Here is a 22778-nt window from a genome sequence, read left to right on the forward strand (position 1 = left end):
CATAGGGGAAGTCCGGCGCGGCCTCGACCCATCTTCAGCCTTCGGCGCGGATGGCATCCGCCTCGTGGGCCAAGCGCTCGGCCACCAGCCGGTCGAGCAGCGCCGGGTCCTGCAACCAGCCGCCCTCGTCATCTTGGAACAGGTCGCGCATCACGATGCCACCGGTGGCCTCATACGCGTCGATGCCGACAAAGCGCGGGCGCCGGTCGCTTGCGCGCACCGCGCCCTCGGTCAGCATGCGGCGGATCGTGTGCGGCTCCTTGTTCCAGCCACGCTGGATCGTCGCCCACACCTGCTCCTGCCGCGCGTGATCGTCGCTGACGCAGAACGCCATCAGCTGATCGAGCGTCATCGCCGCCTCGGCATAGGCGTCGAGCAGCGCCGGGCTGGCGGCGGCGAGCTTGAGCCGCTGGCGCACCACCGCGGCGGTGACGCCGAACGCGGCGGCGATCTCCTCCTCGCCCTGGCCCTTCGCGCGCAGCGTCTGGAAGGCGCGGAACTGGTCGAGCGGGTGCAACGCCTCGCGGTCGGTGTTCTCGGCGAGACTGTCCTCCTCGGCGAGGCCCTCGGTCTTGACGATGCAGGGGATGGGTGCGGTCCTGGCCAGGCGATTCTGCCGGACGAGCAATTCCAGCGCCTGGAAGCGCCGCCCGCCGGCGGGCACTTCGAACATGCCGGTCTCATTGCCCGCGGCGTCCAGCACGGGGCGCACGCTCAGGCTTTGCAGCAGGGAACGCCGGGCGATGCTCTCGGCCAGCGCCTCGATCGAGACGCCGGCCTTCACGCGCCGGACATTGGCCTGGCTCAGGACGAGCTTGTTGAATGGGATGTCCCGGGACGGGTTCAGGACGATCTTCTGGGTCGCAGCCATGGGTGATCTCCGCGACGGGCCGGCCGGGAGCCTCTCTCCCAGCCCCTCGACCCGTCACGAAAATCCCCTCCGCCCTCTCGCTCTTGCCGGCGGCGCGCGCCTCAGGCGCTGGGGGCATCCGCCGCTGGTTCCGGCAGATTGACCACCTCGGCGCCGGCGGCGCGGTAGGCCGCCGCGACCGCCGCCAGAGGCACGTAGCTGAACGGGCCATGCGGCGGCGGGTCGGGCGGTGCGCCGACGGCGACCATCGGTCCGCGAATGACGAGCCGCGCCACGGCATCGAAGGCGACGCCACGGCTGTCGATCACCGGCAGGCCCGCTTCGATGCAGGCCGCCTTGATCGGCTCGGAGTCGTATCCCAGGAGCCGGCATCCATCCCCATACCAGAGGATGAAGCCACCACGGCCAATCGAGAGATGGCCACCCTCGGTTGTTAGGGCTTCCGCGATCAGGTCGGCATGGTGGGACCGGAGGTCAGCGTTTTCGGCCGCGTGCATGGCAGTTCTCCGCGACGGGCCGGCCGAGAGCCTTTCTCCCGACCTTTCGACCCGCCACAGAATGCCGGCGGCCCTCTGGCTTTTATGGGGTGGGTCAAGAACCGCGTTTCCGGGGAAGGACGACGGCTGAACGACCCCCGCCTGTATCCAAGGCGCGCACGATCGGCGCCGGCGAAGCCGGCGTGATGGCGTTGGCAACCGACCGGGGCAGAGCGTCCTGCACAAAGCTGGCGTCTGGCCAACTCACCTTTTATCCGGTTCGAGTTCCTGCGGTCGGCAGGCCTCGCGACCATAATCCCGTTTGCTGCGGGCTCGACGCTCCAGGGGATGGGACCCATCTCTAATGACGGCGTTTTTCAGCCAGTCAGAGGGCCGGTCACACATCCTCCCGGTTCTCCCCTGTCGGGCAGGGGATCTGGAGAACTCAGGCGACGATGGCGCCGGTCGGCACCAGGCCGGCCGTCGCATAACGCCAGAGCGCAACGAGGAGCTTGCGTGCGAGCGCCACGATCATGACCCGCCGGACTCGACCGGCCGCGCCGTTCGTCCGCTCGTTGAACCACTGGGACAGCCTGCTTTGCGGCTGATGATGAAGCCAGCGCCAGGCGATCTGCAGCATGTGCGAGCGGAAGATGGCGGGACCGGTCTTTGCGATGCCCTGGTCCCGGCTGACTGTTCCGCTCGCCCAGGGCATCGGCGCCAGTCCGCTCCATGCGGCAAGCTCACGTCGGTTGTTGAACTTGCGCCAGAAGGCCTCGCGCACGAGCACCGATGCGTCGTTCGGGCCGACGCCTTTGATCCGGGCGAGCGACGCGATCATCGCAGCATCGGCATCGGCGTAAGCTTCCGCGGAAGGCCGCCTGTTTTTGATGGATTGGGGTGCTCATAACGGCGCTCTTATGAGCGTCGTTATGAGCGGGTGTCGGGATGGAGATTATCACGGGTGTGGAGCGCCGGCGTCGCTGGCGGGATGAGGACAAGCTGCGGATTGTGGCGGAGGCGCAGGCGCCTGGCGCGGTCTTTGCCGAGGTGGCGCGGCGACACGAGGTCTCACGCGGGCAGTTGTGGCATTGGCGGCGGCTGGCGCGTGCGGGGGAGCTGAGGCCGGCGCCGATGCCTGCGGTGTTCTTGCCGCTGGAGACTGTGCCAGAGGCGGGAGCTGGCGTCCTGCCGTGCGATGCGGTGGGTGGCGCGGTCGGAGATCCGCAAGCCAGAGACAGGACGGCGGCGCCTGCTCGGATTGAGGTTCGGCTGCCAGCTGGTGCATGCGTGGTGATCGAGGGGGCGGCCGAGCCGGCATTGGTGACGGCGGCGCTGACGGCGCTGCGATGATCCCGTCGGGTGTTTGCGTATGGATCGCGATGGGCCACACCGATATGCGCCGCGGGATGCAGGGTTTGGCCTTGCAGGTCCAGCAGGGATTGAGCCGTGACCCTCACGGTGGCGATCTCTTTGTGTTCCGCGGGCGCAGTGGATCGTTAGTCAAGATCATTTGGCACGACGGCCTCGGGATGTCGCTGTATAGCAAGCGGCTTGAGCGAGGGCGATTCATCTGGCCGTCTGCGGCAGATGGCGCGGTGCGGCTGACGCAGGCGCAGCTGTTTTGTCTTCTTGACGGAATCGAGTGGCGCAATCCGCAATATTCCTGGCGACCAGCGAGCGCGGGATAGAGCGGATTTTTCCGCCGGGTGTGCATTTTTCGCTTGCGCGCGCCGCTGGATGTTGATTCTGTCGTCTGGTGACCCTCACCGACACGCCTCTCCCGGACGATATTGGCGCGCTGAAGGCGCTGGTGATTGCAACGATCCAGCGCGCCGACGAGGCCGAGGCGCGACTGGTCGAGGCCCGTGCTCGGGAGAGTGCGACCGAGGCCTTGATCGCTCATCTCAAGCTGCAGATTGCCCGGCTGCGGCGCGAGCAATACGGCGCCAGCGCCGAACGCAGCCGCCGTCTGCTCGATCAGCTGGAATTGCAGCTCGAAGAGCTTGAGGCCGACGCCAGTGAAGACGGGCTGGCAGCTGCAACCGCCGCGGCGAAAACCACGCATGTCGGTGGGTTCGTGCGCAAGCGTCCCGCCAGAAAGCCCTTTCTCGAGCATCTGCCGCGTGAGCGTGTGGTGATCCCCTCACCCTGCTCTTGCCCTGCCTGCGGCAGCACCAGCTTGTCGAAGCTCGGGGAGGATGTCACCGAGACGCTGGAGGTGATCCCGCGGCAGTGGAAAATCGTCCAGACGGTGCGGGAGAAATTCTCCTGCCGGGCTTGCGAGGCGATCACTCAGCCGCCGGCCCCCTTTCATGTCGTTCCGCGCGGCTGGGCGGGCCCGCGCTTTCTCGCCATGCTGTTGTTTGAGAAGTATGGTCAGCACCAGCCGCTCAACCGCCAGGCCGAACGTTTTGCCCGCGAGGGCGTTCCGCTCAGCGTCTCGACGCTTGCCGATCAGGTCGGGGCGGCGTGTTCCGTGCTGATGCCGCTCTACCGGCTGATCGAGGCCCATGTCCTTGCCGCCGAGCGTCTGCATGGCGACGACACGACGGTACCGGTCATGGCTCGCGGCAAGACCGATACGGCGCGGCTATGGGTCTATGTGCGCGACGACCGGCCCTTCGCCGGCCACGCCCCGCCGGCGGTGCTGTTCCACTATGCGCGGGATCGACGCGGCGAACATCCACAAGCCCATCTTGCCGGCTGGTCGGGCATCCTCCAGGCCGACGCCTATGACGGCTATGGCGCGTTGTATAAAGCTGGCCGCAGCCCTGCGCCGGTGCGGGAAGCCGGCTGTTTCGCCCATGCAAGGCGGAAATTTTTCGAGCTGGCCGATATCGCGGGCGCCGCCCGCAGGAAGAGCCGCGGCGAGCAAGGCGCCATGGTCTACCCGATCGCGCTCGCGACCGTGCAGCGGCTCGATGCTTTGTTCGAAATCGAGCGAACCATCAACGGCAAAACAGCCGCCGAGCGACTGGCTGTACGCCAGCAGCATAGCGCGCCGCTGGTTGCCGAACTCCATGCCTGGCTGACCGCTCAGCTCACGAAGCTCTCGCGCCATCACGATCTGGCCAAAGCCATCAACTACATGCTCCGCCGCTGGGACAGCTTCACCCGCTTTCTCGCGGATGGCCGGGTCTGCCTGACCAACAACGCCGCCGAACGCGCCTTGCGTTGCGTGCCACTCGGCCGCAAGGCGTGGCTGTTCTGCGGTTCCGATCGCGGCGGCGAGCGGGCCGCCATCCTCTACACGCTGATCCAGACGGCACGTCTCAACAATGTGGATCCGCAAGCCTGGCTCGCCGATGTGCTCGCCGGGATCAACGACTATCCCGCCAGGCGCCTCGGCCAGTTGTTGCCCTGGAACTGCGTTAACGCCAGCAAAGTTGCGGCAAGTGCAACGGAAGAGATTGGATGTGTCTGAAGAGGGCGTGCTTCGGGAGAAGCTGCGAAAGATCGAGGCATTGTTCGCCGGAGCGGCAACGATCGGCGAACGCACAGCGGCCGAGGCCGCACTCGGGCGCGTTCACGCCCGGCTGGCGGAAATTCAGGGCCAGGACAAAACAATCGAGATGCAGTTCTCTCTGCGCGACCAATGGTCGCGCCGACTGTTCCTGGCGTTGTGCCGACGCTACGGCCTGAAGCCATACCGCCTTTATCGGCAACGCCTGACCACCGTCATGGTGCGGGTACCGCAGGCATTTGTCGACCAGGTGCTATGGCCGGAATTCCAGGAACTGAACAACGCACTGACGCAGTATCTCACCGACGTGACAGATCGCGTCATCCGTGAAGAGGTCCATCGCGACACCAGTGAGGCCACCGAGATGGTCCAGGCCCTGCCTTTAAAATAATCAAACAGAACCAATCACCACAGCCGCTCCTTCCTAAACACCAACCGAATACAAAACCCGCGGTTCATGCCGGATGCTTACTTCGGGCCGACGCCTTTGATCCGGGCGAGCGACGCGATCATCGCAGCATCGGCATCGGCCAAGCCCTGATCGCGGTGCGGGGTCTCGATCGTCTTCCCGAGAGCGATGGCGTCGCGCTCCGCACTCACGTCCTTCAGCTGCTCGAGGACAACACGAAGGCGGCCGATCTCGCGTCGCATCTCGTCTTTCAGCCGCGGTCCGAGCGAGCGACCATCACCGGTGACAAGTTCGTCGAGCTGCCGTTCAGCGCCGCTGGCGCGCGGGTCGAAGCCGACGATCCCTTGTGTCAGCAGCAATCCCCGAATGCGGTTGGTATGCGCGGTGCAGTCGTAAACCAAGCTCTGTCGTTCCCGTACGAGCCGACGGTGGTCCTCCTGCTCCACACTAGGAACGATGACGGCGCTGAGCACCTGGTCCTCGCCCCTGTTGTAGGCCATCAGCGCACGGATCATCGCCTTCGCGTCGATCCGATCCGTCTTCGCGCGCTTGGCGCGTCGGTTGACCAGCAGGCTGGAAGGGTCGATCACCAAGACACGGAGCCCGGCGGCGGCGAGCCGGCGGTAAAGCCAGAAGCCTTCGTACCCGGCTTCGTAACAGCACAGGACCGGCACGGCCGCGATGCCGACGACGTCGGCGGCACGAGATCGAAGCCGCTCGACGAGAGCCAGCAAGGCGGCCGCGTCGCCCCATTCGACGGTATGAATGCCCACCTTGCTCGACGTGGGAATGTGAGTACCCACGACCCACTTCGACCGGCTCATCTCGATCGCGACGAAGATCGGATCGGTATTGATGGACGGAGCTGGGGCAGCGACTTCCTTCTCGGCAAACATGTTGAATCCTTCCATAGATGACCCCCCACGTAGCCCGGTATGGCCGCGCTGCGCTCATCCCCATAGGATCTCTCCGGCGCCGACGCGGCGATCGCGAGGCCCGACCGAACTTCCGGCTCATCCTCACCCGCCTGGAACGCCAGCAGATAGTCGGCGGCCTTCGAGGCCGCGCTGGCGGCGCGGATGATCGCCCGATCATCGTCGCGCAGCACCTGAAGCCAGGAACCGATGTAGTCGGCGTGCCGCACGGTCGGGACGATGCCGAGGCTCGCGCAGAGGAATGCCGCCGTCATCTCGGCGACCAGTTCTTCCTTCGCGTAGCTGGCGGAGCCGAATCCACCGGACATGTCGCGGGCCAGCCGAGGGGCCGCGCCCGACCAGTGGCCGTTATGCCGATATAGGCATAAGACCCATAATGCCGTGATACGGATTATGCCGCATGACCTCCGCTGGAGGTCGGTTTGCCAGGCATTGGCCATGCGGCTGTTCGGCATAATCAGAGCCCTTCCAGGAACGCGAGGAGTTGGTCGTCGGGCCGGAACCGGCTCGACGGGGTGTCTGGGGCGGCGACGCGAGCGAGCGCTTTTTCCTTCAGCCGCATGTCTGCGTGGATATAGATCTGGGTGGTCTCGACGTTCTCGTGACCAAGCCAGAGCGCGATCACCGCTGGATCGACGCCGTGGTGGAGCAGGTCCATCGCAGTGCTGTGGCGAAGCGTATGCGGCGTGACCCGCTTGGAGCCGATGCTCGGGCACGTGAGCGATGCCGTCAGACAATGCTTGCGGACCAGATGTTCAAGGGCATCGCGGCTGAGCCGTTCGCCCCGGATCGACGGGAACAGCGGTTTGCTCTTGTTCTTGTCGTCGCCGATCCACGCCGCCAGAAGTTTGACCGTCTCGCGCCGAAGCGGTGTGGCGCGTTCCTTCCGACCCTTGCCCATGCAGCGGATGTGCGCACCGCTCTCGAGCACAACGTCGCCGCACTGAAGGCCGACCAGTTCGGAAGCCCGGAGACCGGTCTGCACCGCGAGCAGCAGCAGCGCGTGGTCCCGCCGTCCCGCCCATGTCGTGCGGTCCGGCGCTGCCAGCAACGCCGCGATCTCGTCGCTATCGAGGAACGTCACCGTCCGCTTCACATAGCGCTTGTTCGGCATGGCGAGGATGCGTTGGCATTGCAGCAGCCAGGTCGGATCGCTCATCGCGACGTAGCGGAAGAACGATCGGATTGCGGCGAGCCGGGTGTTGCGGCTGCGCGCGCTGTTGCCCCGCGCCGTCTCGGTGTGGACGAGGAAGTCGGCGATCAGATCAGCGTCGATGTCTTCGATCGTCAGCTTGACCGGCGGCTTGCCGTGTCGAGCACTCGCATACCGCAACAGCAGCCGGAACGTGTCGCGATAGCCCGCGACCGTATGTCGGCTCGCTTCCATCTGGACGCACAGTCGATCTGTGAAGAAGCGCTGGATCAGCGCGGGCAAGGCGGCGGCGCTCATTGGACTGCCTCCCGGCCATCGGCGGTCGCTCGCGCCATCGCCAGATCGAGCAGCTCCGGAACCGCTTCCAGATACCAGTATGTGTTGGAGGGATCGCTATGGCCCAGATAGGTCGTCAACCGGATCATCTCGCGCGCCGGGTCTTTGCCGGTGCGGTACCAGTCGATCATCGTCTTCACCGCGAAGCTGTGGCGAAGATCGTGGATGCGCGGTCCCCGGCCATGCTTGCAGTATGGCTGATGGGTCCGGAGTCCGATCTGCTGGCAGGCCCGCGCGAAGTTGTATCGGGCAGCACAGTCGGTAAGGCGTGTGGCCTTGTCGGTGACGAACAGCGGCTTGGCCGGATGGCCGATCAGCCGATCGCGTTCGGCAAGATAGTCGATCAGCTGCGTGACGACGCTCGGGTCGAGCGGCAGCAACCGCTCTTTGCCGAGCTTACCTTGTCTGACGCGCAGCACGCCATGCTCGGCGTCGAGGTCGTCACGATCGAGGGCCAGTGCCTCGCTGATCCTGAGCCCGGTGACTGCGATAAGCCCGAACAGCGTCGAGCAGGTCAGCCCACGCAGACCGTAGATGGATGGCAACTCCTTCGCCGCCACGATGATCGATCCGATCTCGGTCTCGCTGTAGATATGCGGACGCGACCGCTGGACGGAACCCGGCAGCAGGCCTCGCGGCGGCACTTCATGCGCCGGATCGAAGCTGCTCAGCCATTGCGCGAACAGGCGCACGACGCTGAGCCTTGCCGCTCGGGTCGAGGTGCAGGCCTCAGCCAACGTGGCGTGCCAGCGAAGGAACAGCGCCGTATCGATGTAAGCGGCGCCTTCGCGATCGGCGAACCGGGTGAGGCGACGAAGGATGCGCTCAGAGGTACCAAGATCGTAGCCGAGGCTGCGCCGGACGTTCAGATAGCGGTCGAGCTGGATGGTGAGGCTCATTGCGCGCCTCCCGCCGCCGGCCAGGGCTGGGCGATCGACCGCAGCCCGTCGATGTCGAGCCGCGCATATATCATCGTCGACGAACGCGAGCGGTGCCGCAACACATCGCCGACCTCGTCGAGCGATGCGCCCGTGTTCACCAGCCGGGTCGCAAGGCTATGACGCAGCAGGTGCGATCCCACATAAGGCGTCACCGGCTTCTGGCCGGTCGCCTTCAAGGCATCCTTGAGGATGGCGTTGACGATCTGCCCGTCCTTGAACGGTCGATGCGGCGCGCGATGGGTGACGAACATCGTGCGGCAGGTCGCCGGCCCTCGTTCCTCACGAAGATAGCGGCTCAACGCGTCGCCGACCTCCACGGTGATCGGCAGGCGGTCGTGCAGCTTGCCCTTGCCGCGCACCAGCAGTTCGCCCGCACGCCAGTCGATATCGTCGAGCTGGATCGCGATGACCTCGGCCGCGCGCAGGCCGAGCCGGGCCATGAGCAGCAGCATCGCATAGTCCCGCGCACCGTGCCGTTGATTGTCGCGGACAGACGCGAGCACGGCCTCGACGCCATCGGGCGACAGGTGGCGCGGCAGTCTCGCGCCCCAACGCTTGGCCGTCTTCGGCACGCTCAGCGCCAGATTGGTCGCCGTAGCCCCGCGTCCGAACAGATACTGAAGGAAGATGCGAACATGGGTCGCAATCGTCTTGTCGCGACGTGCGCCCGCCAGCACATGCTCGATGAAGCCGATTGCATCGGCGGGACGCAAGCGGCCCGGATCGACCATCGTCTCGCCGAAGCGGTGGTTAAGGAACCGGTCGGCGAAGCGCAGCGTGTGGTAGATCGTACGCTGGCTGAGGCCCCGTTGCTTAACGAGATAGGTCTCGAAGTTAGCCAACAATGCGGCACGCGCGATCCGCGCTTCGGTCAGCGGCACCGGCTGCGCCACGCCGATATCGATCAGATGCCCGGCGAACCGGCGCGCAAGATTATGCGGGCAGACGGTCTGGCCATGCTTTCGCGGCACCATCCGTCCCAGTCGTTCGGCCTGATTGAGCGTCAAAGCGGAAGGCTCGATCCCTTCCGCGTCCATCACTTGCCCGAGCTTCCTGATGATCGACCGGTAACTCTTGATGGTGGCCGCTTTGTAATTGGCCACGGCGAAGCTTTCACCGAACGAGGCCAGGTACGGATCGACGCAGGTTTCCAGATTTTCAGACATGATCTTCGTGCTCCATGTTGTCGGAGCGACGAAGATTATGCCGAATGGACGCAGCACGATCATGCTGCCAGCCGTGCCTTCTCGACGGCGCGCGGCATAATCCGGATTACGGCATTATGGCCGAGCTCATGGAGAGCCGTGCGATGCCAGTTCACCGGCTCGAAATAGGCTTGCGGCGGTGGCACCTGGATGAAGTCGCCGATGACTGAATAGAACGCGCGGTCACCGCCGATCCTGATGTCGGCGCCACTGGCCCGGATCAGCGCCTCGGCCTGGGGCAGGATCATGCCCTCGGGAACCGGCGGTGCCGTTGATGCGATCGTGTCGGGTAGTCCCTCGCACTGATCGGTGTTGAACACGGTGAAGCGCTTGAGGAACGGGATGGCGCTCGGCGCGTCGCCGTCGCGGTCGGCGCGCTCGCGCTCGGCCTCGGGGATGAAGCGGTCGGCATAGACCACCGTGGTGCCGCGCTCGCCCTTGCGGACGTTGCCGCCGAGCGTGAGCGCTTGGCGGAAGGTGAGCCAGGCCTGGCCGGAATAGCCACGCTCGATGACTGCGCCCCAGAGGATCAGCACGTTGATCCCCGAATAGCGCCGGCCGGTGGCGGCGTTCTTCGGCATTCCGACGGCTGCCCCGGTGCCCGAGGCGCCCCTGGGCTGGACCCAGGGCAGGCGCCCGGCCTCCAGCTCGGCGATGATCTTGTCGGTGATTTCGGCATAGAGGCTCGCCCGGTCCTGACCGGTGCGAGCGCGAACGGACGAACGTGACATCGCGGATCTCCACGACGGGCGCTGCGAGCCTCTCTCGCGGTACTCTACCCGTCACGGCCGACCGGGCCGAACTTTCGCTCTCTGAACTCGCTGTGTCTTAGCCGCAGCTCCCCAATTCATGCAACAATCCTCGAACGGAAGCGGGCCGTCGACCTGCAGATCGGCAGCGGCCAAAGCTAGTCCGTCGGCGATTTTGGCCATTCCTGGTCCGGTGGACGCTTCGCACCCGTTTTGGATACCCCCACCGACGGTCGGTTCCGCGTTAGCGGACGTCGGCCTGCGGCAGCCGATCACAGCAGATACTTCCTTGTCAGACTCGGCAATCATGGAACGCTACGATCGCTCATCAATGACGCCTTGATTATCGCACCAGAGCTATAAGCGGTTGTAATACCTCGTGGCGAGAGGATATGCTCGGTAGCATGACGTTGAATGAACCGCGACGTATCGCCAATCGGTTGCCCGCGAGGAACAAACGGTGGACAAGAAGACAAAGGGGGCATGGCTTCTCACCCAGTCGAAAAACCTCGATGCTGTAACCGGCGCGGGTGCCGCCAGCCTTGAGAATATCTCTTACGCGGGACGCATTGGACGCCTCTATAATCTCCTGCGCCGTAACATAGAAGGCGATCCCAATCCCTCCATCTCGAGCGAAACCGTCAAACGCGCCTGCCAACTCAATGGCATAGATAAACCAACGCGCGATCTGGGACTGACCGCGTTGAAAAACGCCGGCCGCATCGACATCGCCAAAAATGGCGCTGTCAGCGTTCTAGGCGCGACGACGACCGCGGTGTTGGAGACGACCAGCGACATTTTCGATGAGGCCGACCCGTCGGATGACGAGGAGGCCGTTCTCGAATTGTCGGAGAAGGTCGCCGAAAAGCCCTTGGGACGCCAGGAGGCGACGACATTTATCAGCGACCTTTATAAGATTCCGACAGCTAAGGCTACCTCTCTGATCGACCTTTGCAAAAGCACTGCCATCATCGATGAGGAAACCGACCGAGACCGTACGATCCTTTTTAACTCGAACACGTTTCGCGATGGCCAATACGCCAAGAAAACCCTGCTTGTATTGGAGGCACTGACGACGGATGAAAAGCGCCGCCTGACAGAAGTGCAGGACAAAATGCGGCGCAATGGTGCGCTTTACGATGCTGATGTGAAGAAGATGCTGGGCGCGGAACTCTATCGGCGACTCATCAGCGTCGGATTTTTCGATCGAATGGAAGTTAGCAACAGCACCGAAGCCGTCGGCTATATCGCCTCACCGAACGACTTCCAGAAATATGGTCGCCCGTTCGAGGACGATCCCATCGATGACGCCAAAGCGCTGCTGGCCTCGCTTACATATGGTCAAACCCGCAGTAACTATGTTCGCGGCAACATCACCATGCCAGACGCCTTGCTGCGCGCCCTGATCGCCGGGCGCGAGATCGGCAAAAACGGGGTGCGGGCAATCGGCGAGGATTATCGCGAACTCGAAGCGCGCCAGGTGGTCCAGGTCACCGCGCGGCGCAGCGACCGCTACACGATGAAATTGTTGAAGAAGGATGTCGGTGAGTTGGCTTTGACGATCGTGCGGGGCGGGGCCGCCGCTCAGGAAGCGATCCTTCTCGACGGCTCGGCGGCAACGGCGTTTAAAGGACCGCACGCCGTCCGTAAGGAGGTCCGCGAGAAGAACAATGTCGGTGATCGCCGCTTCGTGACGGAAGCCCTTGACCGCCTGCGGAGTGGAGGCTGACATGGCAGTACCCAAAGGCGCGGACCTCGAAGAACTGGTACGGGCATATTTCGCACGTCAAGGATTCTTCGTCTTGCGCTCAGTCTCGCTGCGCTTTGAAGGCGAAGAAGTCACGGACATTGACGGGTGGTTCTACGGACGACAATCCGCGAGCATCCGCACGCACACGCTTATCGACGTCAAGGACAAACGATCTCCAAAAGCCTTTGAACGCATCCTTTGGGCCAGAGGTATGCAACTCGCATTGGGCTGCGACCGTGCGATCGTGGCGACAACGGACAGCACCCAAAAGGTCGCCCGCTTTGCCCAACAGCAGAAGGTCGGTTTGTTGAGCAAGCAGTTTCTCGATAGGCTGCAGAACAAACTCGATCTTTCAGAGCGCCTTACACTCGAGCAGTTTCACGACAATATCCGAAAATATCCAGATCATAAGCAGGATGGCGACTGGATACGGCGAATCGCCGATGCCAAATCCTCCCTAATTAGTCTGCAAGGCTACCCTGCTTTCAACAAATCCATGGCAGCATTCCGTTTTTTTGCGGACCGGGCGCTGACGCGGCCACAGCATAAAGAGCAAGCGCTCCGCTGCGCCTATTTTGTTGCATCTCTGGCCTGTATCGCACTTGATCGCGCCTTGGAGCATTTTCTCTACGAAGAAACCGCCTCCCGGTTTCACGCTATCGCGGCTGGCATTACCTATGGCGACGCGGGCGACGCAAAGGTTCAGAAAAGCATTGAAACCGTTTTGTCCGTAATCGCTGAAGGCATGGAGAACGGTCGAGTGGTTGCGCGTCAAGCCAAGCAAGCCCTTGAGAAGCTGTTCGAGAATGTCCGTGCGGACATAATCGCCGAATATTTCGTTAAGGAACACAATTCCAGCGCACTGTTCGCCGCTGCTAAGGAATTAGAGGAACGCGCCCATCAAGTCGACGCCACGCAAATCCAAACTCTGAGTGTTGAGGCAAAGTCGATTCTCGGCGTCTTCGCGGACTTCGTACAGGTTAAACGCGGAGCCCTGATCAGCAATAGTTCAGCAGCGAAATCGGACGGCCCACCGCGGACATCTGATAGAAAATCGCCTGTCGGGGAGTCTGAAGCCGAGTCCAACGGACAACCCGAGGGCGACGCCGCGGAACCTCAATCAAAACTGCTGTAGCAAGCGTAGCCGGAGTTCGTCTCTTTGTATGGCAAGCGTCGCTCTCCCTACGGCGGATTTCGTGAGTCCAAGTCCCAAACCTGCCCATCTGCTTTCGGCCCATTTCGGCCGCTGTCAACCGGCTGGTCGATAGTGTCACAACGCGATCGCTCCAGCCGGCAACGCAGCGAGCCATTCCCGCAGCTTCGACCACCGCCGCCGGCCGGAGACATTGCGGACCGCGATGGCCACCGCCTTGCGGCTGCCGACGAGCACGACCAACCGCTTGCCCCGCGTGATGCCGGTATAGAGCAGGTTCCTTTGCAGCATGGCGTAATGCTGCGTCAGGACCGGGATCACCACGGCGGGATATTCCGAGCCCTGCGCCTTGTGGATCGTCGCCGCATAGGCCGGCACCAGCGCATCCAGATCGCCGAGACCGTAGCCCACGTCTCGCCCGTCGAACCGCACGGTGATCTCGGCCTCCTCCGCGTCGATCGCGGTGACAAAACCGATATCGCCGTTATAGACCTCGCGGTCATAGTCGTTCTCGATCTGCATGACCTTGTCGCCGGGGGCAAAGGTCCAGCCGAATTTTTCCACCCGTGGCGTCGCCTCGCCATTCAGCGCTGCTTGCAACGCGACATTCAGCGCGCGCGCGCCAACCCCGCCGCGCGCCATCGGGCAGAGGACCTGGATGTCGCGCACCGGATCGAGCCCGAACCGGCGGGGAATGCGGGTCTTCACCAGATCGATAATGCGCGCAACCGCCGTCTCGGGCTCCTCGGCCGCAACGAAGTGGAAATCGCTCTCGGCCTCGGCGCGGCTGAGGTCCGGCATCTCGCCGCGATTGATCCGGTGTGCGCTGATGATGATCCGACTCGAGGCCGCCTGGCGGAAGATCTCAGTGAGCCGCACCACCGCAACCGCGCCGGAGCCGATCAGGTCCGCCAGCACCTGACCCGGCCCGACCGAGGGGAGCTGATCGACGTCACCCACCACCAGGAGCGCCGCCGCCTGCGGGATCGCCCGGGTCAGCGCGTGCATCAGGGGCACATCGACCATGGAGGCCTCGTCGATGACCAGCAGGTCGCACGCCAACGGGTGATCGGGGCCGCGCCGGAAGCCGCCAGTGTTTGGGTCGACCTCCAGCAGGCGATGGATCGTTTTGGCTTCGAACCCGGTCGCCTCGCTCATCCTTTTGGCCGCCCGCCCGGTGGGGGCCGCGAGCAGGATGCGCATGCCCTTGGCGGCGAGGATGGCGAGGATCGCCCGCATGATCGTCGTCTTGCCGACGCCCGGGCCGCCGGTGATCACCAGCAGCTTCGCGGCAAGGGCAAGGCCGACCGCCTGGCGCTGGCTTTCGGCGAGCGTCATGCCGATCCGCTTTTCCACCCAGGGGATGGCTTTTTCCGCGTCGATCGCGGGCCAGGGCAGCGGCTGGTGGGCGATTGCGCGCAGCCGCTCGGCGACGCCACGCTCGGCGTGATAAAGGCCGGCGAGGAAGACGCAGTCCGCCTCGCCGACGCGGTCGGCGATCACCGCGCCGTCGGCCAGTTCCAGATCGAGGGCGGTGCGGATCAACGCCTCCGAAACCTCCAGCAAGCGCTCCGCGAGCGGGATCAATTCCACGACCGGCAAACCGCAGTGGCCCTCGTCCATCGCCTCGGAGAGCGCGTAGCCGATGCCGGCGCGGACGCGGATCATCGCCGTCTTCTCGATGCCGAGTTTTGCGGCAATCGCATCCGCCGTCTTGAAGCCGATGCCTCTGATGTCGCGCGCCAGCCGGTATGGGTTCTCGCTCATCACCTGAATGGCGTCGGCGCCATAGGTCTTGAAGATGCGCACGGCGCGCGCGGTGCCGACGCCGTGGCTGTGCAGAAACACCATGATCTCGCGGATCACCTTCTGCTCGGCCCAGGCAGCGACGATGCGCTGTGCCCGCACCGCGCCGATCCCACCCACCTCGCGCAGGCGCTCTGGTGCGCCTTCGATGATGTCGAACACCTGCTCGCCGAAGCCGCGCACCAGCTTCTTTGCGTAGACCGGGCCGATGCCGCGGATCATGCCGGAGGCGAGGTAGCGCTCGATCCCCTCTTCCGTGGTCGGCGCCGAGGTTTTTAAGAACCGCGCCTTGAATTGCTGGCCGTGGGTACGGTCGTTGACCCATTCGCCGGTCGCGGTAATCCACTCCCCGGCACTGATCGCGGCGGCGTGGCCGACAATGGTGACGAGGTCGCGGTGCCCGCGCGCCTTTACCCTGAGCACGGCGAAGCCGCTCTCGGCATTGTGGAACGTCACCCGCTCGACGATGCCGGCGAGCACTTCGCCAGCGGGCCACGGGGCCTGGGATTCCGTCACGGACGCAAGCCGCTGTCAGCCCGGCGCGGTCAGTGCAGCGTTGGGCGGCGCGCCGGCCATGCCGCCGGCATCTGCCTGCGCGCACGGGTGCAGGAGAGCACGGCCTCGTGGATCTCGTGCTCGGCAATGCGGGTCAGTTCGCGGAAATGTCCGATTGTGACGGCGATTTGATCAGAGGCGGCCGGCTTGGTCAGGTCCTCGGCCAAGACCTGAGCCCCCTTCAGCATCGCGCGGATCTCCGCCAGGGTGCCAAGCGCCTTGTGTGCCCGTTCCGGCAGGTCGAGGCTTTCCTTGTTGCCGAAAAGCCCTTCGACGAAGCCCTCCAGTTCCTCGCGCCGCAGCCGGGCGAGAGTCGCCAGCCCGTCGCGCGTGGCCGGAACCTCCATGCGCGTCAGCCGGAATGGCGCTGAGCGTTCCTGATGGCGCGTGAGCCGGTTCCACAGGCCCATCACCAGCGCGCCGATGAGTTCGTTGACGTCGTCGATGGACTCGAAGGTCGGCAATTCGCCGCCCCACAGCGCCTTGACCATCTCCATCGGCGAGCTTTGCATATCGGGCGAGGCGATGTTGCCGAGGAAGCGCGTGCGCACGGCGTGGAACGGCACCGGGCAGTGAGTGCGCGCGAGCAAGGCGCGCACCTCATCATCGCTTGCGGTTGGCGGTGGCGTGCGCTTGGCCATCGGCTCAAAATCCTTTCTGCGCGATCAACCCCCAGAACCCGTATTTCCGTCCATGCACCTTCTGCAAGCGCGCGACAATCGAACGACGGGTTCTATCATCGGTCTGTCGCCCCGCGCTCAATTGTGACGGTGCAGTCGGCGATGTCGCGCAGAAGGTTAGGGCTTGATTCGGTAACCAGCAGGGTCAACTCCGGTCGTACCTCCCGCAACCGCCCTAGCACGCGGGCATAGTTCAGCGCCAGCGCTGGAGCGAGGCCTTGGAGCGGCTCGTCGAGCAGCAATGCCTTGCGGGCAACGGTTAGGGCTCTTGCAAGCGCCACCATCTTGCCCTGCCCGCCTGACACTCCGCCACCCGAACGGCGGCGCATCTCATGAACTTCAGGCAGCAGCGCATAGACCTCGCTTATACGGCGGCGCCGTTCGGCGGTGGGGAGCTTCAGGGCGAGCATCGGCAGCTCGATATTTTCCTCGACGCTAAAATCGGTGATGAGACGCCGGTCTTCCGGCGCGTAGCCCACTCCGAGGGCCGCGCGCGCGAAAGCGGGCCGGGACAGGAGCGATACTCCGTCAATCTCCACCGTACCGCCGACGACGGGCTGAAGCCCCATCACCGCGCGCAGCGTCGTGGTTTTGCCTGCGCCGTTGCGACCGATCAGCACCACGGTGCGCCCCGCCTCGAGCTGCAGCGACACGTCGCGCAGCACCGGTGTGCCGGCGATCGAGGCCTTGAGATTGCGAACGCTCAGCATCACGCCGTTCCTATCACCGTCTCGATCACGCGTGGGTCCCTCATCACCACAGCAGGCGGCCCCTCCACCAGCACGCGCCCGGCGTTCCACACGACGACACGGTTGGCGTATTTCTCGACCACCTCCATGTCGTGTTCGACAAATAGCGCACTGATCCGGCGCTGACGCATCGCCGACATCAGCGCGTCCATCAGCGCGAACCGTTCGATCGCGCTGACCCCGCTGGTGGGCTCGTCGAGCAGCAGCAGACGCGGGCGCAACGCCATGGCGACGGCGATGTCGATGAGCTTGCGCCGCCCCTCCGATAGGCTCACGACCGGCGCATGGGCGATGTCGTCGAGGTTGAAGAGATTGAGGAGTTCCCTTGCCGCCTCGTGGTGTTCGGGCCGATCGAGCGGGCGCCAGCCCTGCCAGATCCCGCCTCGCGCGGCAGTGGCGAGCATGAGGTTCTCGAGTACGCTGTGGCTGGTGAAGAGCTGCGGAACCTGGAAGGCGCGCGCCACGCCCCGGCGCGCGATGGCACGCGGCGGCAGGCGTGTGATCGGGACGCCATCGAGGTGAACGCTGCCTTGCTGGGGTCGGACATAGCCGGTGCAGAGATTGAGGAAGGTGGTCTTGCCCGAGCCGTTCGGCCCGATGATCGCGAGGAATTCCTGCTCGTCGATATGCAGGTCCACCCCATCTGCCGCTTTCACACCCCGGAAGGCCACATGTAAGTCGCGGGCTTCGAGAAGAGGCGCGCTCATTTCGCCACCGCCCGCCGTCCGGCGATCAGGCCGATCAATCCCCCTGGCAGGAAGAAGATCACCAGCAGCAGCGCGATCCCGGTGATCATGTTCCAGGCATCGGTGAAAAGCCCCGCCGCCGCGTGGACGAGCTGCAGGAAGACCGACCCGGCGAAGGGGCCCGCGACACCCGAGATCCCGCCCAGAACCGCGATCAGCACAAGGTCGCCGGATTGCGTCCAGTAGGCCATGCTGGGAACGATATGGCCCACGGTCATGCCCATCAGCGCGCCGCCTAGCCCCGCCAGCGCGCCCGAGATCGTATAGGCCGTGAGCAGTACGCCGCAAACCGGGATGCCGAGATATTCGAGCCGCACCTCATTGGTGTGGACCGCATTTAGCGCCTGGCCGAGCGGGCTTTGAAGGTAGTGGTGGACCATGACGCCCGCCACCGCGACGAGGACCAGCGTGGCGTAGTAGATCGCCAGCGCGGTGCCCGAGGCGCCAAGGGCGATCCCCAGGAAGGTCGGCGGTGGCACTTGCATCCCGTCGGTACCGCCGGTCACGTTGTAGAGCTTAGCGAGCAGCGTGTAGAGGACCATCGATACGGCGAGGTTCAACATCGCGAAGAAGATGCCACGGTAGCGCACCATGAAGGCGCCGACGACCAGCGCGAAGAACGCCGTGATCAGCGTAGCGAGCGAAATCAGGAGGAAAAAGTCGCCGATCCCAAAGGCGCTCTGCAGCACCGCGACCACATAGGCGCCTGCGGCGAAGAACATCGCGTGCCCGATCGAGATCAGGCCGCCGCGCAGCAGAAGCGCGATACCGAGCGCGGCGAAGCCCTTTGCCATGGCGTCAGCCATCACGAACTCCCCCCAAGGCGAGACTAGCGGCACCAGCGCGGTGACAAGGGCGGCGAGGGCGAGGAGGATACGCGCCATGGTCTCTCTCAGAGCCTCTTGACCACGGGCTTCCCGAACAGACCATGCGGGCGCACCAGTAGGACAAGCAACATCACGACATACGGGGCGACTGCGTCGAAAGCGGGAAAGCAGAAGACGGCAAGCACCCGCGCCACCGCTACGGCCAGCGCCGCGACTACCGCGCCCTCGATCTGGCCGAGCCCGCCGATCGCGGCGACGGCGAAGGCCAACACCATCGTGTCGGCGCCCAAGCCCGGCGCGACGCCTGAGGTAGGCGTCGCCAGCGCGCCCCCGAGCGCGGCGAGGAACACGCCGAGCGAGAAGGCGAACATGTAGATACGGCGGGTGTCGATCCCCATCGCCTCGGACACCTCGCGGTCGGCGACGACGGCGGCCATCAGCCGCCCAATGCGGGTATGGCGCACGAAGACGCGCAGCGCGATTACCACGACCAGCGCCAACGCGATCAGCAGAAGCTGATAGCCAAGATAGACGATCCCGCCAATGGTGACGCTTCCCAGAAGCTGCATTGGCGTATCCGCGAAATAGGACTGCACCCCGAAGAGAATGCGCTGCAGATCCTCGAGGATAAGGAAAATCGCGAAAGTGACGAGAATCTGCACCGCCTCGGACTTGCCATAGGTCCAGCGGATCAGCGTGCGTTCAACCAGCGGGCCGAAAAGTGCTGCGACGATCAGCGCGCTCAGCAGGAGCGCGGGGAAGGCCAAATATCCTGGCAGCCCAGCGCTGACGATCCAGAGCCCGAGGCTGGCCGCGACATAGGCGCCGATCGAGTAGAAGCTGCCATGCGCCACGTTCAGCACGCGCAGCACACTGAAGACGAGCGTGAGGCCGACCGCGACGAAGAAGATCAGGGCGGCGCTCGCCAGGCTGTCGACCGCGAGCGGGATGACAGCGTGCAGCATGGCGGGAGGTCTCCGTGATGGATGTGGGTGGCGCCAAGCCGGGCGGCCTCCGGCCCGTGTTACTTGTAGGAGCCGGGCTTCGGCATCTCAGCCACGAACGAGGGTGTTAGCGCGCCAAGCCACTTGATCGGATCCTGGCCTTCTGGCGGCATAAGCGTCTCGCCGGAATAGCGCGCCATGTCGCCCATCACCGGGAACGGGTATTGTGACGATTTTACCGTCTGGCCGACGATCTGGTCGACGACACCGTCATTGTCGGACCGGGTCACTGTGGTGCCTGTATAGGTCTTGACCGTGCTGTCATTCATCGCCGCGTCGAGTTCCTCACGGGAGGGCCACTTGCCGCCGTTCTTCCTCATCGCTGTTTGGTAGGCGACTTTCACATATTCCAACGCATTGGCCATCTTCATCGCCGGGAAGACCGGATAAAGGCCGAACCTCTGATGATAGGCCTTGACGAAGGCCTTGGCTGCGGGATCGGATTCGGCCTGCGGCGACATCCAGTAGCCGTCGCCCAGAACACCGACGATCACACCATCGGGCAGCGGCGTCGTCTGCAGTACAGATTCCCCGAGCGCCAGCACCACCTTGCTGGTCTTGAACAAACCGCGCGGTTCCGCCTGTCGGATGAAGTTCTCCAGATCCCCGCCCCAGAGGTTTGAGAAGATCACCTCCGGATGGGCTACCGCGAGACGCGAGATCTCGGTCTGGTAGGACGCGGCGCCGAGGCGTGGATAAAGCTCGGCCACAATCTGCACATCGGGCTTTAGCGCCTTCAGCGCCGCGGTGAAGATCTGCGCGCCGTCATGGCCGAAGGCGTAATCCGGGTCGATGATCGCCACGGTCTTGATGTCGGGCTCCACCGACAACAGGTAGACGGCGAAGGCGGTGAATTCGGGGATCGTGTTGCCGTTCGGACGGAAGTAGTAGCCGCCCCTCTCCTTCTCGAAGAGCTGATGCGTGTCGCAGTTCCAGCCGACCGTTGGCACCTTGAGCTGGTTCGCAATCGGATGCAGCGCCAGGCAGTTCCCGCTCGACAGCGCGGCGATCATCACCTGGTTGTTCGGATCCTCGGCGAGGTGGCGATAGTCGCCGATTATGTTATTCGTGCCCTGCGCCTCGTCGATGTATTTCGGGTCAATCTTGACTCCATCGATGCCGCCCGCGGCGTTGAGCTGGTCGATCCACAGCTCGGCTGCGTTGCGCGCCGGCATACCGTAGGCCGCCGCCGGACCAGATGTGAAAGTGAAGATCCCCATGCCGACCGATTGCGGCTTATCCTGGGCCCGCGCGGCTTGGAGGCCACTGAGTACCAGACCCGCAGCAGTCGCCGCGCTCAGCATGCGCTTTTTCAAGTTCGATCTCATGATCCAATACCTGTCTGCCGTTCGGCTCAGCCAGCCGCATCGGGGCATTCTACCCAACGAAGTTCACGATTGCGCAGATCGCGCTAATGTGCAACATAAAATTCGTATGATATTTTAGTTGATCGATAATCTTTATATTTCAATGAGCTAAATTCATTGTATTAGCATAAATAACATCCAGCACTCGAGGCGAAGGAGGGAATTGTGAGCAAACTGATCTTGGAATGCGAAAGCCGAAATGGCATCAAGACCGTGAGGGTGACGATCTCCACGCTGGTCATCGCCGGCTGGGCTGGACGCGACAAGGCGGCGATGGAACATCATATCGCTGAGCTAGAAGCGCTTGGCGTCGCGCGGCCTGTCGCCACGCCCACCTTCTACCGCATCTCCGCCGCGCGCCTCACTACCGACGATCTGGTGGAGGATGCCGGATCGAGCGGTAGCGGCGAGGCCGAGACGGTGATCTTCGCGTTTTGTGGCCGCCTTTACGTCGGGCTTGGATCCGACCACACCGATCGCAAGCTCGAGACCGTGGGTGTCGCGGTGTCAAAGCAGATGTGCGACAAGCCGGTGGCTCGCCGCGTCTGGCCCTTCGACGAGGTGCGTGACCACTGGGACAGCCTGATTCTGCGCAGCCATGTGGTCATTGACGGCACCCGCCATCTCTATCAGGAAGGAAGCGTTGCCGGACTCATGCCCCCCCAAGCGCTGATCGAGGAGTACTCGAAGGGCGCCGGGCTTGCGGATGGCACGGCGATGTTTGGAGGAACCATGCCCGCCATCGGCGGCATCCGCTACGCCGAGCGCTTCGAGAGCACCTTGGAGGATCCGGTACTAGGCCGCACGATCAGGCTCGCGTATGCGGTGCGTGGGCTGCCCGTTGCCGGCTGATCAGCCGGGTGCTGCGGAATGGAAACGATGACCGACACCCCCGCCATCGAGACGCCTGCCACTGCCGTGCGCCGCATGAAGCACGCCGGCCGGCGCCGGCCGGCGCGGCGGCCGCCGCCCCTGCGCGATCAGGCCTACGATGCGATCAAGCAGCGGATCATCTGCTGCGAGCTGCGCCCTGGCGAGGTGCTGAGCGAAGCGCTCCTGAGCGAGACGCTCGGCTTCGGCCGGACCCCGATACATCAGGCGATCGCCCGGCTTGCGGGCGAGGGACTGATTGAAGTGATGTCGCGCAAGGGAATCATGATCCGGCCCGAAAGCCTCGATGACATACTCAACATCATCGAGGTGCGGCGCCTGACCGAAAGTCTCACCGCCCGCTGTGCCGCCGAACGCGCACAAGCCGCCGACATCCGGGCGATCGAGCAGAATCTCGATGCGATGTGGCGCGCGGCTCGGGCGCGCGATCTGGGCCGGTTGATGACGCTCGACGGCGAATTCCACGCGCTGCTGGCGCTGCACAGCCGCAACGCGGTTCTGACGGAAATTCTTGCCATGCTGCGCAACCGCGCCGCGAGGCAATGGTTCATCTCGCTCCGCGCGAACGAGCAGCATATCCGCGTCTGCGAGCAGCACGCCGAGATCGTCGACGCCGTGCGCCGCCACGATCCCGACAGCGCCGAGATTGCGATGCGCCGCCATATCGACGCCTTCCTCGACAACGCGTCAAAGCAGATCTGAGGGACGA

The 22778-nt window shown here is 64.2% G+C and carries 24 protein-coding genes; 8 read left to right on the forward strand and 16 right to left on the reverse strand.

Annotated elements, in window-relative coordinates:
- Positions 1 to 34: 34 nt before the first annotated feature.
- The 3 genes from DEF76_RS20490 to DEF76_RS14770 all read right to left on the reverse strand — a co-directional run bounded on the left by DEF76_RS20490 (position 35) and on the right by DEF76_RS14770 (position 2188).
- Positions 35 to 871 carry a ParB/RepB/Spo0J family partition protein gene (locus DEF76_RS20490; RefSeq protein WP_456303841.1) on the reverse strand — a complete coding sequence of 279 codons (837 nt, stop codon included), beginning with the start codon at positions 869 to 871 and terminating at the stop codon, positions 35 to 37.
- 101 nt (positions 872 to 972) lie between these two features.
- Positions 973 to 1368, reverse strand: coding sequence for a hypothetical protein (locus DEF76_RS14765; RefSeq protein WP_114912965.1), 396 nt, complete (start codon positions 1366 to 1368; stop codon positions 973 to 975).
- A 424-nt stretch (positions 1369 to 1792) separates the two neighbouring features.
- Complete coding sequence (locus tag DEF76_RS14770) at positions 1793 to 2188, reverse strand: transposase (protein WP_114912966.1); 396 nt, start codon at positions 2186 to 2188, stop codon at positions 1793 to 1795.
- A gap of 107 nt (positions 2189 to 2295) precedes the next feature.
- Between DEF76_RS14770 and tnpA the strand changes: the two genes are divergently transcribed.
- The 4 genes from tnpA (at position 2296) to DEF76_RS14790 (ending at position 5204) form a co-directional block, all read left to right on the forward strand.
- Positions 2296 to 2700: an IS66-like element accessory protein TnpA gene (gene tnpA / locus DEF76_RS14775; protein WP_114912954.1), complete on the forward strand. Its 405-nt coding sequence runs from the start codon at positions 2296 to 2298 to the stop codon at positions 2698 to 2700.
- Positions 2697 to 3038 (forward strand): IS66 family insertion sequence element accessory protein TnpB, encoded by a 342-nt coding sequence (gene tnpB, locus DEF76_RS14780; protein WP_114912953.1) that lies wholly within the window; start codon positions 2697 to 2699, stop codon positions 3036 to 3038. The genes tnpA and tnpB overlap by 4 nt, the downstream gene beginning before the upstream one ends.
- A gap of 68 nt (positions 3039 to 3106) precedes the next feature.
- Positions 3107 to 4774 carry an IS66 family transposase gene (gene tnpC / locus DEF76_RS14785; protein WP_114912952.1) on the forward strand — a complete coding sequence of 556 codons (1668 nt, stop codon included), beginning with the start codon at positions 3107 to 3109 and terminating at the stop codon, positions 4772 to 4774.
- Positions 4767 to 5204, forward strand: a complete 438-nt coding sequence (locus tag DEF76_RS14790; protein WP_114912951.1) for a hypothetical protein — start codon at positions 4767 to 4769, stop codon at positions 5202 to 5204. Before tnpC ends, DEF76_RS14790 begins: the two co-directional genes overlap by 8 nt.
- Positions 5205 to 5281: 77 nt before the next feature.
- Here the strand turns inward: DEF76_RS14790 and DEF76_RS14795 are convergent, their stop codons facing one another.
- From DEF76_RS14795 to DEF76_RS14820, 6 genes are read right to left on the reverse strand one after another with little or no spacing between them, the layout of a single operon-like run.
- Positions 5282 to 6118 (reverse strand): IS110 family transposase, encoded by an 837-nt coding sequence (locus tag DEF76_RS14795; RefSeq protein WP_162800680.1) that lies wholly within the window; start codon positions 6116 to 6118, stop codon positions 5282 to 5284.
- On the reverse strand, positions 6043 to 6612 hold the full coding sequence (locus tag DEF76_RS20495) for a zincin-like metallopeptidase domain-containing protein (protein WP_456303842.1): 570 nt from the start codon (positions 6610 to 6612) through the stop codon (positions 6043 to 6045). The genes DEF76_RS14795 and DEF76_RS20495 overlap by 76 nt, the downstream gene beginning before the upstream one ends.
- Positions 6613 to 6614: 2 nt before the next feature.
- Positions 6615 to 7607, reverse strand: coding sequence for a tyrosine-type recombinase/integrase (locus tag DEF76_RS14805; RefSeq protein WP_007425104.1), 993 nt, complete (start codon positions 7605 to 7607; stop codon positions 6615 to 6617).
- Complete coding sequence (locus DEF76_RS14810) at positions 7604 to 8545, reverse strand: tyrosine-type recombinase/integrase (RefSeq protein ID WP_114912922.1); 942 nt, start codon at positions 8543 to 8545, stop codon at positions 7604 to 7606. The genes DEF76_RS14805 and DEF76_RS14810 overlap by 4 nt, the downstream gene beginning before the upstream one ends.
- Entirely contained in the window at positions 8542 to 9816 is a 1275-nt protein-coding gene (locus DEF76_RS14815) for a tyrosine-type recombinase/integrase (protein ID WP_240319017.1), read from the reverse strand. The genes DEF76_RS14810 and DEF76_RS14815 overlap by 4 nt, the downstream gene beginning before the upstream one ends.
- Complete coding sequence (locus DEF76_RS14820; protein WP_114912968.1) at positions 9813 to 10523, reverse strand: ArdC-like ssDNA-binding domain-containing protein; 711 nt, start codon at positions 10521 to 10523, stop codon at positions 9813 to 9815. Before DEF76_RS14820 ends, DEF76_RS14815 begins: the two co-directional genes overlap by 4 nt.
- Before the next feature lie 478 nt (positions 10524 to 11001).
- Here DEF76_RS14820 and DEF76_RS14825 point away from each other — a divergent pair, with 478 nt between their 5' ends.
- On the forward strand, positions 11002 to 12270 hold the full coding sequence (locus DEF76_RS14825) for a hypothetical protein (protein ID WP_114912969.1): 1269 nt from the start codon (positions 11002 to 11004) through the stop codon (positions 12268 to 12270).
- 1 nt (position 12271) lies between these two features.
- Complete coding sequence (locus tag DEF76_RS14830) at positions 12272 to 13426, forward strand: hypothetical protein (RefSeq protein ID WP_162800681.1); 1155 nt, start codon at positions 12272 to 12274, stop codon at positions 13424 to 13426.
- A 135-nt stretch (positions 13427 to 13561) separates the two neighbouring features.
- On the opposite strand, the gene recD2 is transcribed toward DEF76_RS14830, so the two are convergent.
- The 7 genes from recD2 to DEF76_RS14865 form a co-directional block, all read right to left on the reverse strand.
- Positions 13562 to 15766 carry an SF1B family DNA helicase RecD2 gene (gene recD2, locus DEF76_RS14835; protein WP_114912971.1) on the reverse strand — a complete coding sequence of 735 codons (2205 nt, stop codon included), beginning with the start codon at positions 15764 to 15766 and terminating at the stop codon, positions 13562 to 13564.
- 29 nt (positions 15767 to 15795) lie between these two features.
- The gene (locus DEF76_RS14840; protein ID WP_114912972.1) at positions 15796 to 16446 is read right to left on the reverse strand and encodes a hypothetical protein; all 651 of its coding nucleotides are present in this window, start codon (positions 16444 to 16446) and stop codon (positions 15796 to 15798) included.
- A 95-nt stretch (positions 16447 to 16541) separates the two neighbouring features.
- The gene (locus DEF76_RS14845) at positions 16542 to 17195 is read right to left on the reverse strand and encodes an ATP-binding cassette domain-containing protein (RefSeq protein WP_114912973.1); all 654 of its coding nucleotides are present in this window, start codon (positions 17193 to 17195) and stop codon (positions 16542 to 16544) included.
- Positions 17195 to 17941 carry an ABC transporter ATP-binding protein gene (locus DEF76_RS14850; RefSeq protein WP_114912974.1) on the reverse strand — a complete coding sequence of 249 codons (747 nt, stop codon included), beginning with the start codon at positions 17939 to 17941 and terminating at the stop codon, positions 17195 to 17197. Before DEF76_RS14850 ends, DEF76_RS14845 begins: the two co-directional genes overlap by 1 nt.
- Positions 17938 to 18864 carry a branched-chain amino acid ABC transporter permease gene (locus DEF76_RS14855; RefSeq protein ID WP_114912975.1) on the reverse strand — a complete coding sequence of 309 codons (927 nt, stop codon included), beginning with the start codon at positions 18862 to 18864 and terminating at the stop codon, positions 17938 to 17940. Before DEF76_RS14855 ends, DEF76_RS14850 begins: the two co-directional genes overlap by 4 nt.
- A gap of 8 nt (positions 18865 to 18872) precedes the next feature.
- Complete coding sequence (locus DEF76_RS14860) at positions 18873 to 19772, reverse strand: branched-chain amino acid ABC transporter permease (RefSeq protein ID WP_114912976.1); 900 nt, start codon at positions 19770 to 19772, stop codon at positions 18873 to 18875.
- A 59-nt stretch (positions 19773 to 19831) separates the two neighbouring features.
- A complete protein-coding gene (locus DEF76_RS14865) occupies positions 19832 to 21127 on the reverse strand; it encodes an ABC transporter substrate-binding protein (RefSeq protein WP_205216023.1) in 1296 nt (431 codons plus the stop codon).
- A gap of 216 nt (positions 21128 to 21343) precedes the next feature.
- Here DEF76_RS14865 and DEF76_RS14870 point away from each other — a divergent pair, with 216 nt between their 5' ends.
- Together DEF76_RS14870 and DEF76_RS14875 are read left to right on the forward strand one after the other, a co-directional pair.
- The gene (locus DEF76_RS14870) at positions 21344 to 22030 is read left to right on the forward strand and encodes a DUF2848 domain-containing protein (protein ID WP_240319019.1); all 687 of its coding nucleotides are present in this window, start codon (positions 21344 to 21346) and stop codon (positions 22028 to 22030) included.
- A gap of 27 nt (positions 22031 to 22057) precedes the next feature.
- Positions 22058 to 22771 carry a GntR family transcriptional regulator gene (locus tag DEF76_RS14875; protein ID WP_162800682.1) on the forward strand — a complete coding sequence of 238 codons (714 nt, stop codon included), beginning with the start codon at positions 22058 to 22060 and terminating at the stop codon, positions 22769 to 22771.
- Positions 22772 to 22778 lie beyond the last annotated feature (7 nt).

The sequence above is a fragment of the Acidibrevibacterium fodinaquatile genome (assembly GCF_003352165.1).
In the GTDB taxonomy this organism is placed as follows: Bacteria; Pseudomonadota; Alphaproteobacteria; order Acetobacterales; family Acetobacteraceae; genus Acidibrevibacterium; species Acidibrevibacterium fodinaquatile.

Bases quoted from the DNA above. Each gene is read 5' to 3' on its own strand.
- DEF76_RS20490 (WP_456303841.1), bottom strand. From the start codon at position 871: ATGGCTGCGACCCAGAAGATCGTCCTGAACCCGTCCCGGGACATCCCA.
- DEF76_RS14765 (WP_114912965.1), bottom strand. From the start codon at position 1,368: ATGCACGCGGCCGAAAACGCTGACCTCCGGTCCCACCATGCCGACCTG.
- DEF76_RS14770 (WP_114912966.1), bottom strand. From the start codon at position 2,188: ATGATCGCGTCGCTCGCCCGGATCAAAGGCGTCGGCCCGAACGACGCA.
- tnpA (WP_114912954.1), top strand. From the start codon at position 2,296: ATGGAGATTATCACGGGTGTGGAGCGCCGGCGTCGCTGGCGGGATGAG.
- tnpB (WP_114912953.1), top strand. From the start codon at position 2,697: ATGATCCCGTCGGGTGTTTGCGTATGGATCGCGATGGGCCACACCGAT.
- DEF76_RS14795 (WP_162800680.1), bottom strand. From the start codon at position 6,118: ATGTTTGCCGAGAAGGAAGTCGCTGCCCCAGCTCCGTCCATCAATACC.
- DEF76_RS20495 (WP_456303842.1), bottom strand. From the start codon at position 6,612: ATGCCGAACAGCCGCATGGCCAATGCCTGGCAAACCGACCTCCAGCGG.
- DEF76_RS14805 (WP_007425104.1), bottom strand. From the start codon at position 7,607: ATGAGCGCCGCCGCCTTGCCCGCGCTGATCCAGCGCTTCTTCACAGAT.
- DEF76_RS14810 (WP_114912922.1), bottom strand. From the start codon at position 8,545: ATGAGCCTCACCATCCAGCTCGACCGCTATCTGAACGTCCGGCGCAGC.
- DEF76_RS14815 (WP_240319017.1), bottom strand. From the start codon at position 9,816: ATGATCGTGCTGCGTCCATTCGGCATAATCTTCGTCGCTCCGACAACA.
- DEF76_RS14820 (WP_114912968.1), bottom strand. From the start codon at position 10,523: ATGTCACGTTCGTCCGTTCGCGCTCGCACCGGTCAGGACCGGGCGAGC.
- DEF76_RS14830 (WP_162800681.1), top strand. From the start codon at position 12,272: ATGGCAGTACCCAAAGGCGCGGACCTCGAAGAACTGGTACGGGCATAT.
- DEF76_RS14840 (WP_114912972.1), bottom strand. From the start codon at position 16,446: ATGGCCAAGCGCACGCCACCGCCAACCGCAAGCGATGATGAGGTGCGC.
- DEF76_RS14845 (WP_114912973.1), bottom strand. From the start codon at position 17,195: ATGCTGAGCGTTCGCAATCTCAAGGCCTCGATCGCCGGCACACCGGTG.
- DEF76_RS14850 (WP_114912974.1), bottom strand. From the start codon at position 17,941: ATGAGCGCGCCTCTTCTCGAAGCCCGCGACTTACATGTGGCCTTCCGG.
- DEF76_RS14855 (WP_114912975.1), bottom strand. From the start codon at position 18,864: ATGGCGCGTATCCTCCTCGCCCTCGCCGCCCTTGTCACCGCGCTGGTG.
- DEF76_RS14860 (WP_114912976.1), bottom strand. From the start codon at position 19,772: ATGCTGCACGCTGTCATCCCGCTCGCGGTCGACAGCCTGGCGAGCGCC.
- DEF76_RS14875 (WP_162800682.1), top strand. From the start codon at position 22,058: ATGACCGACACCCCCGCCATCGAGACGCCTGCCACTGCCGTGCGCCGC.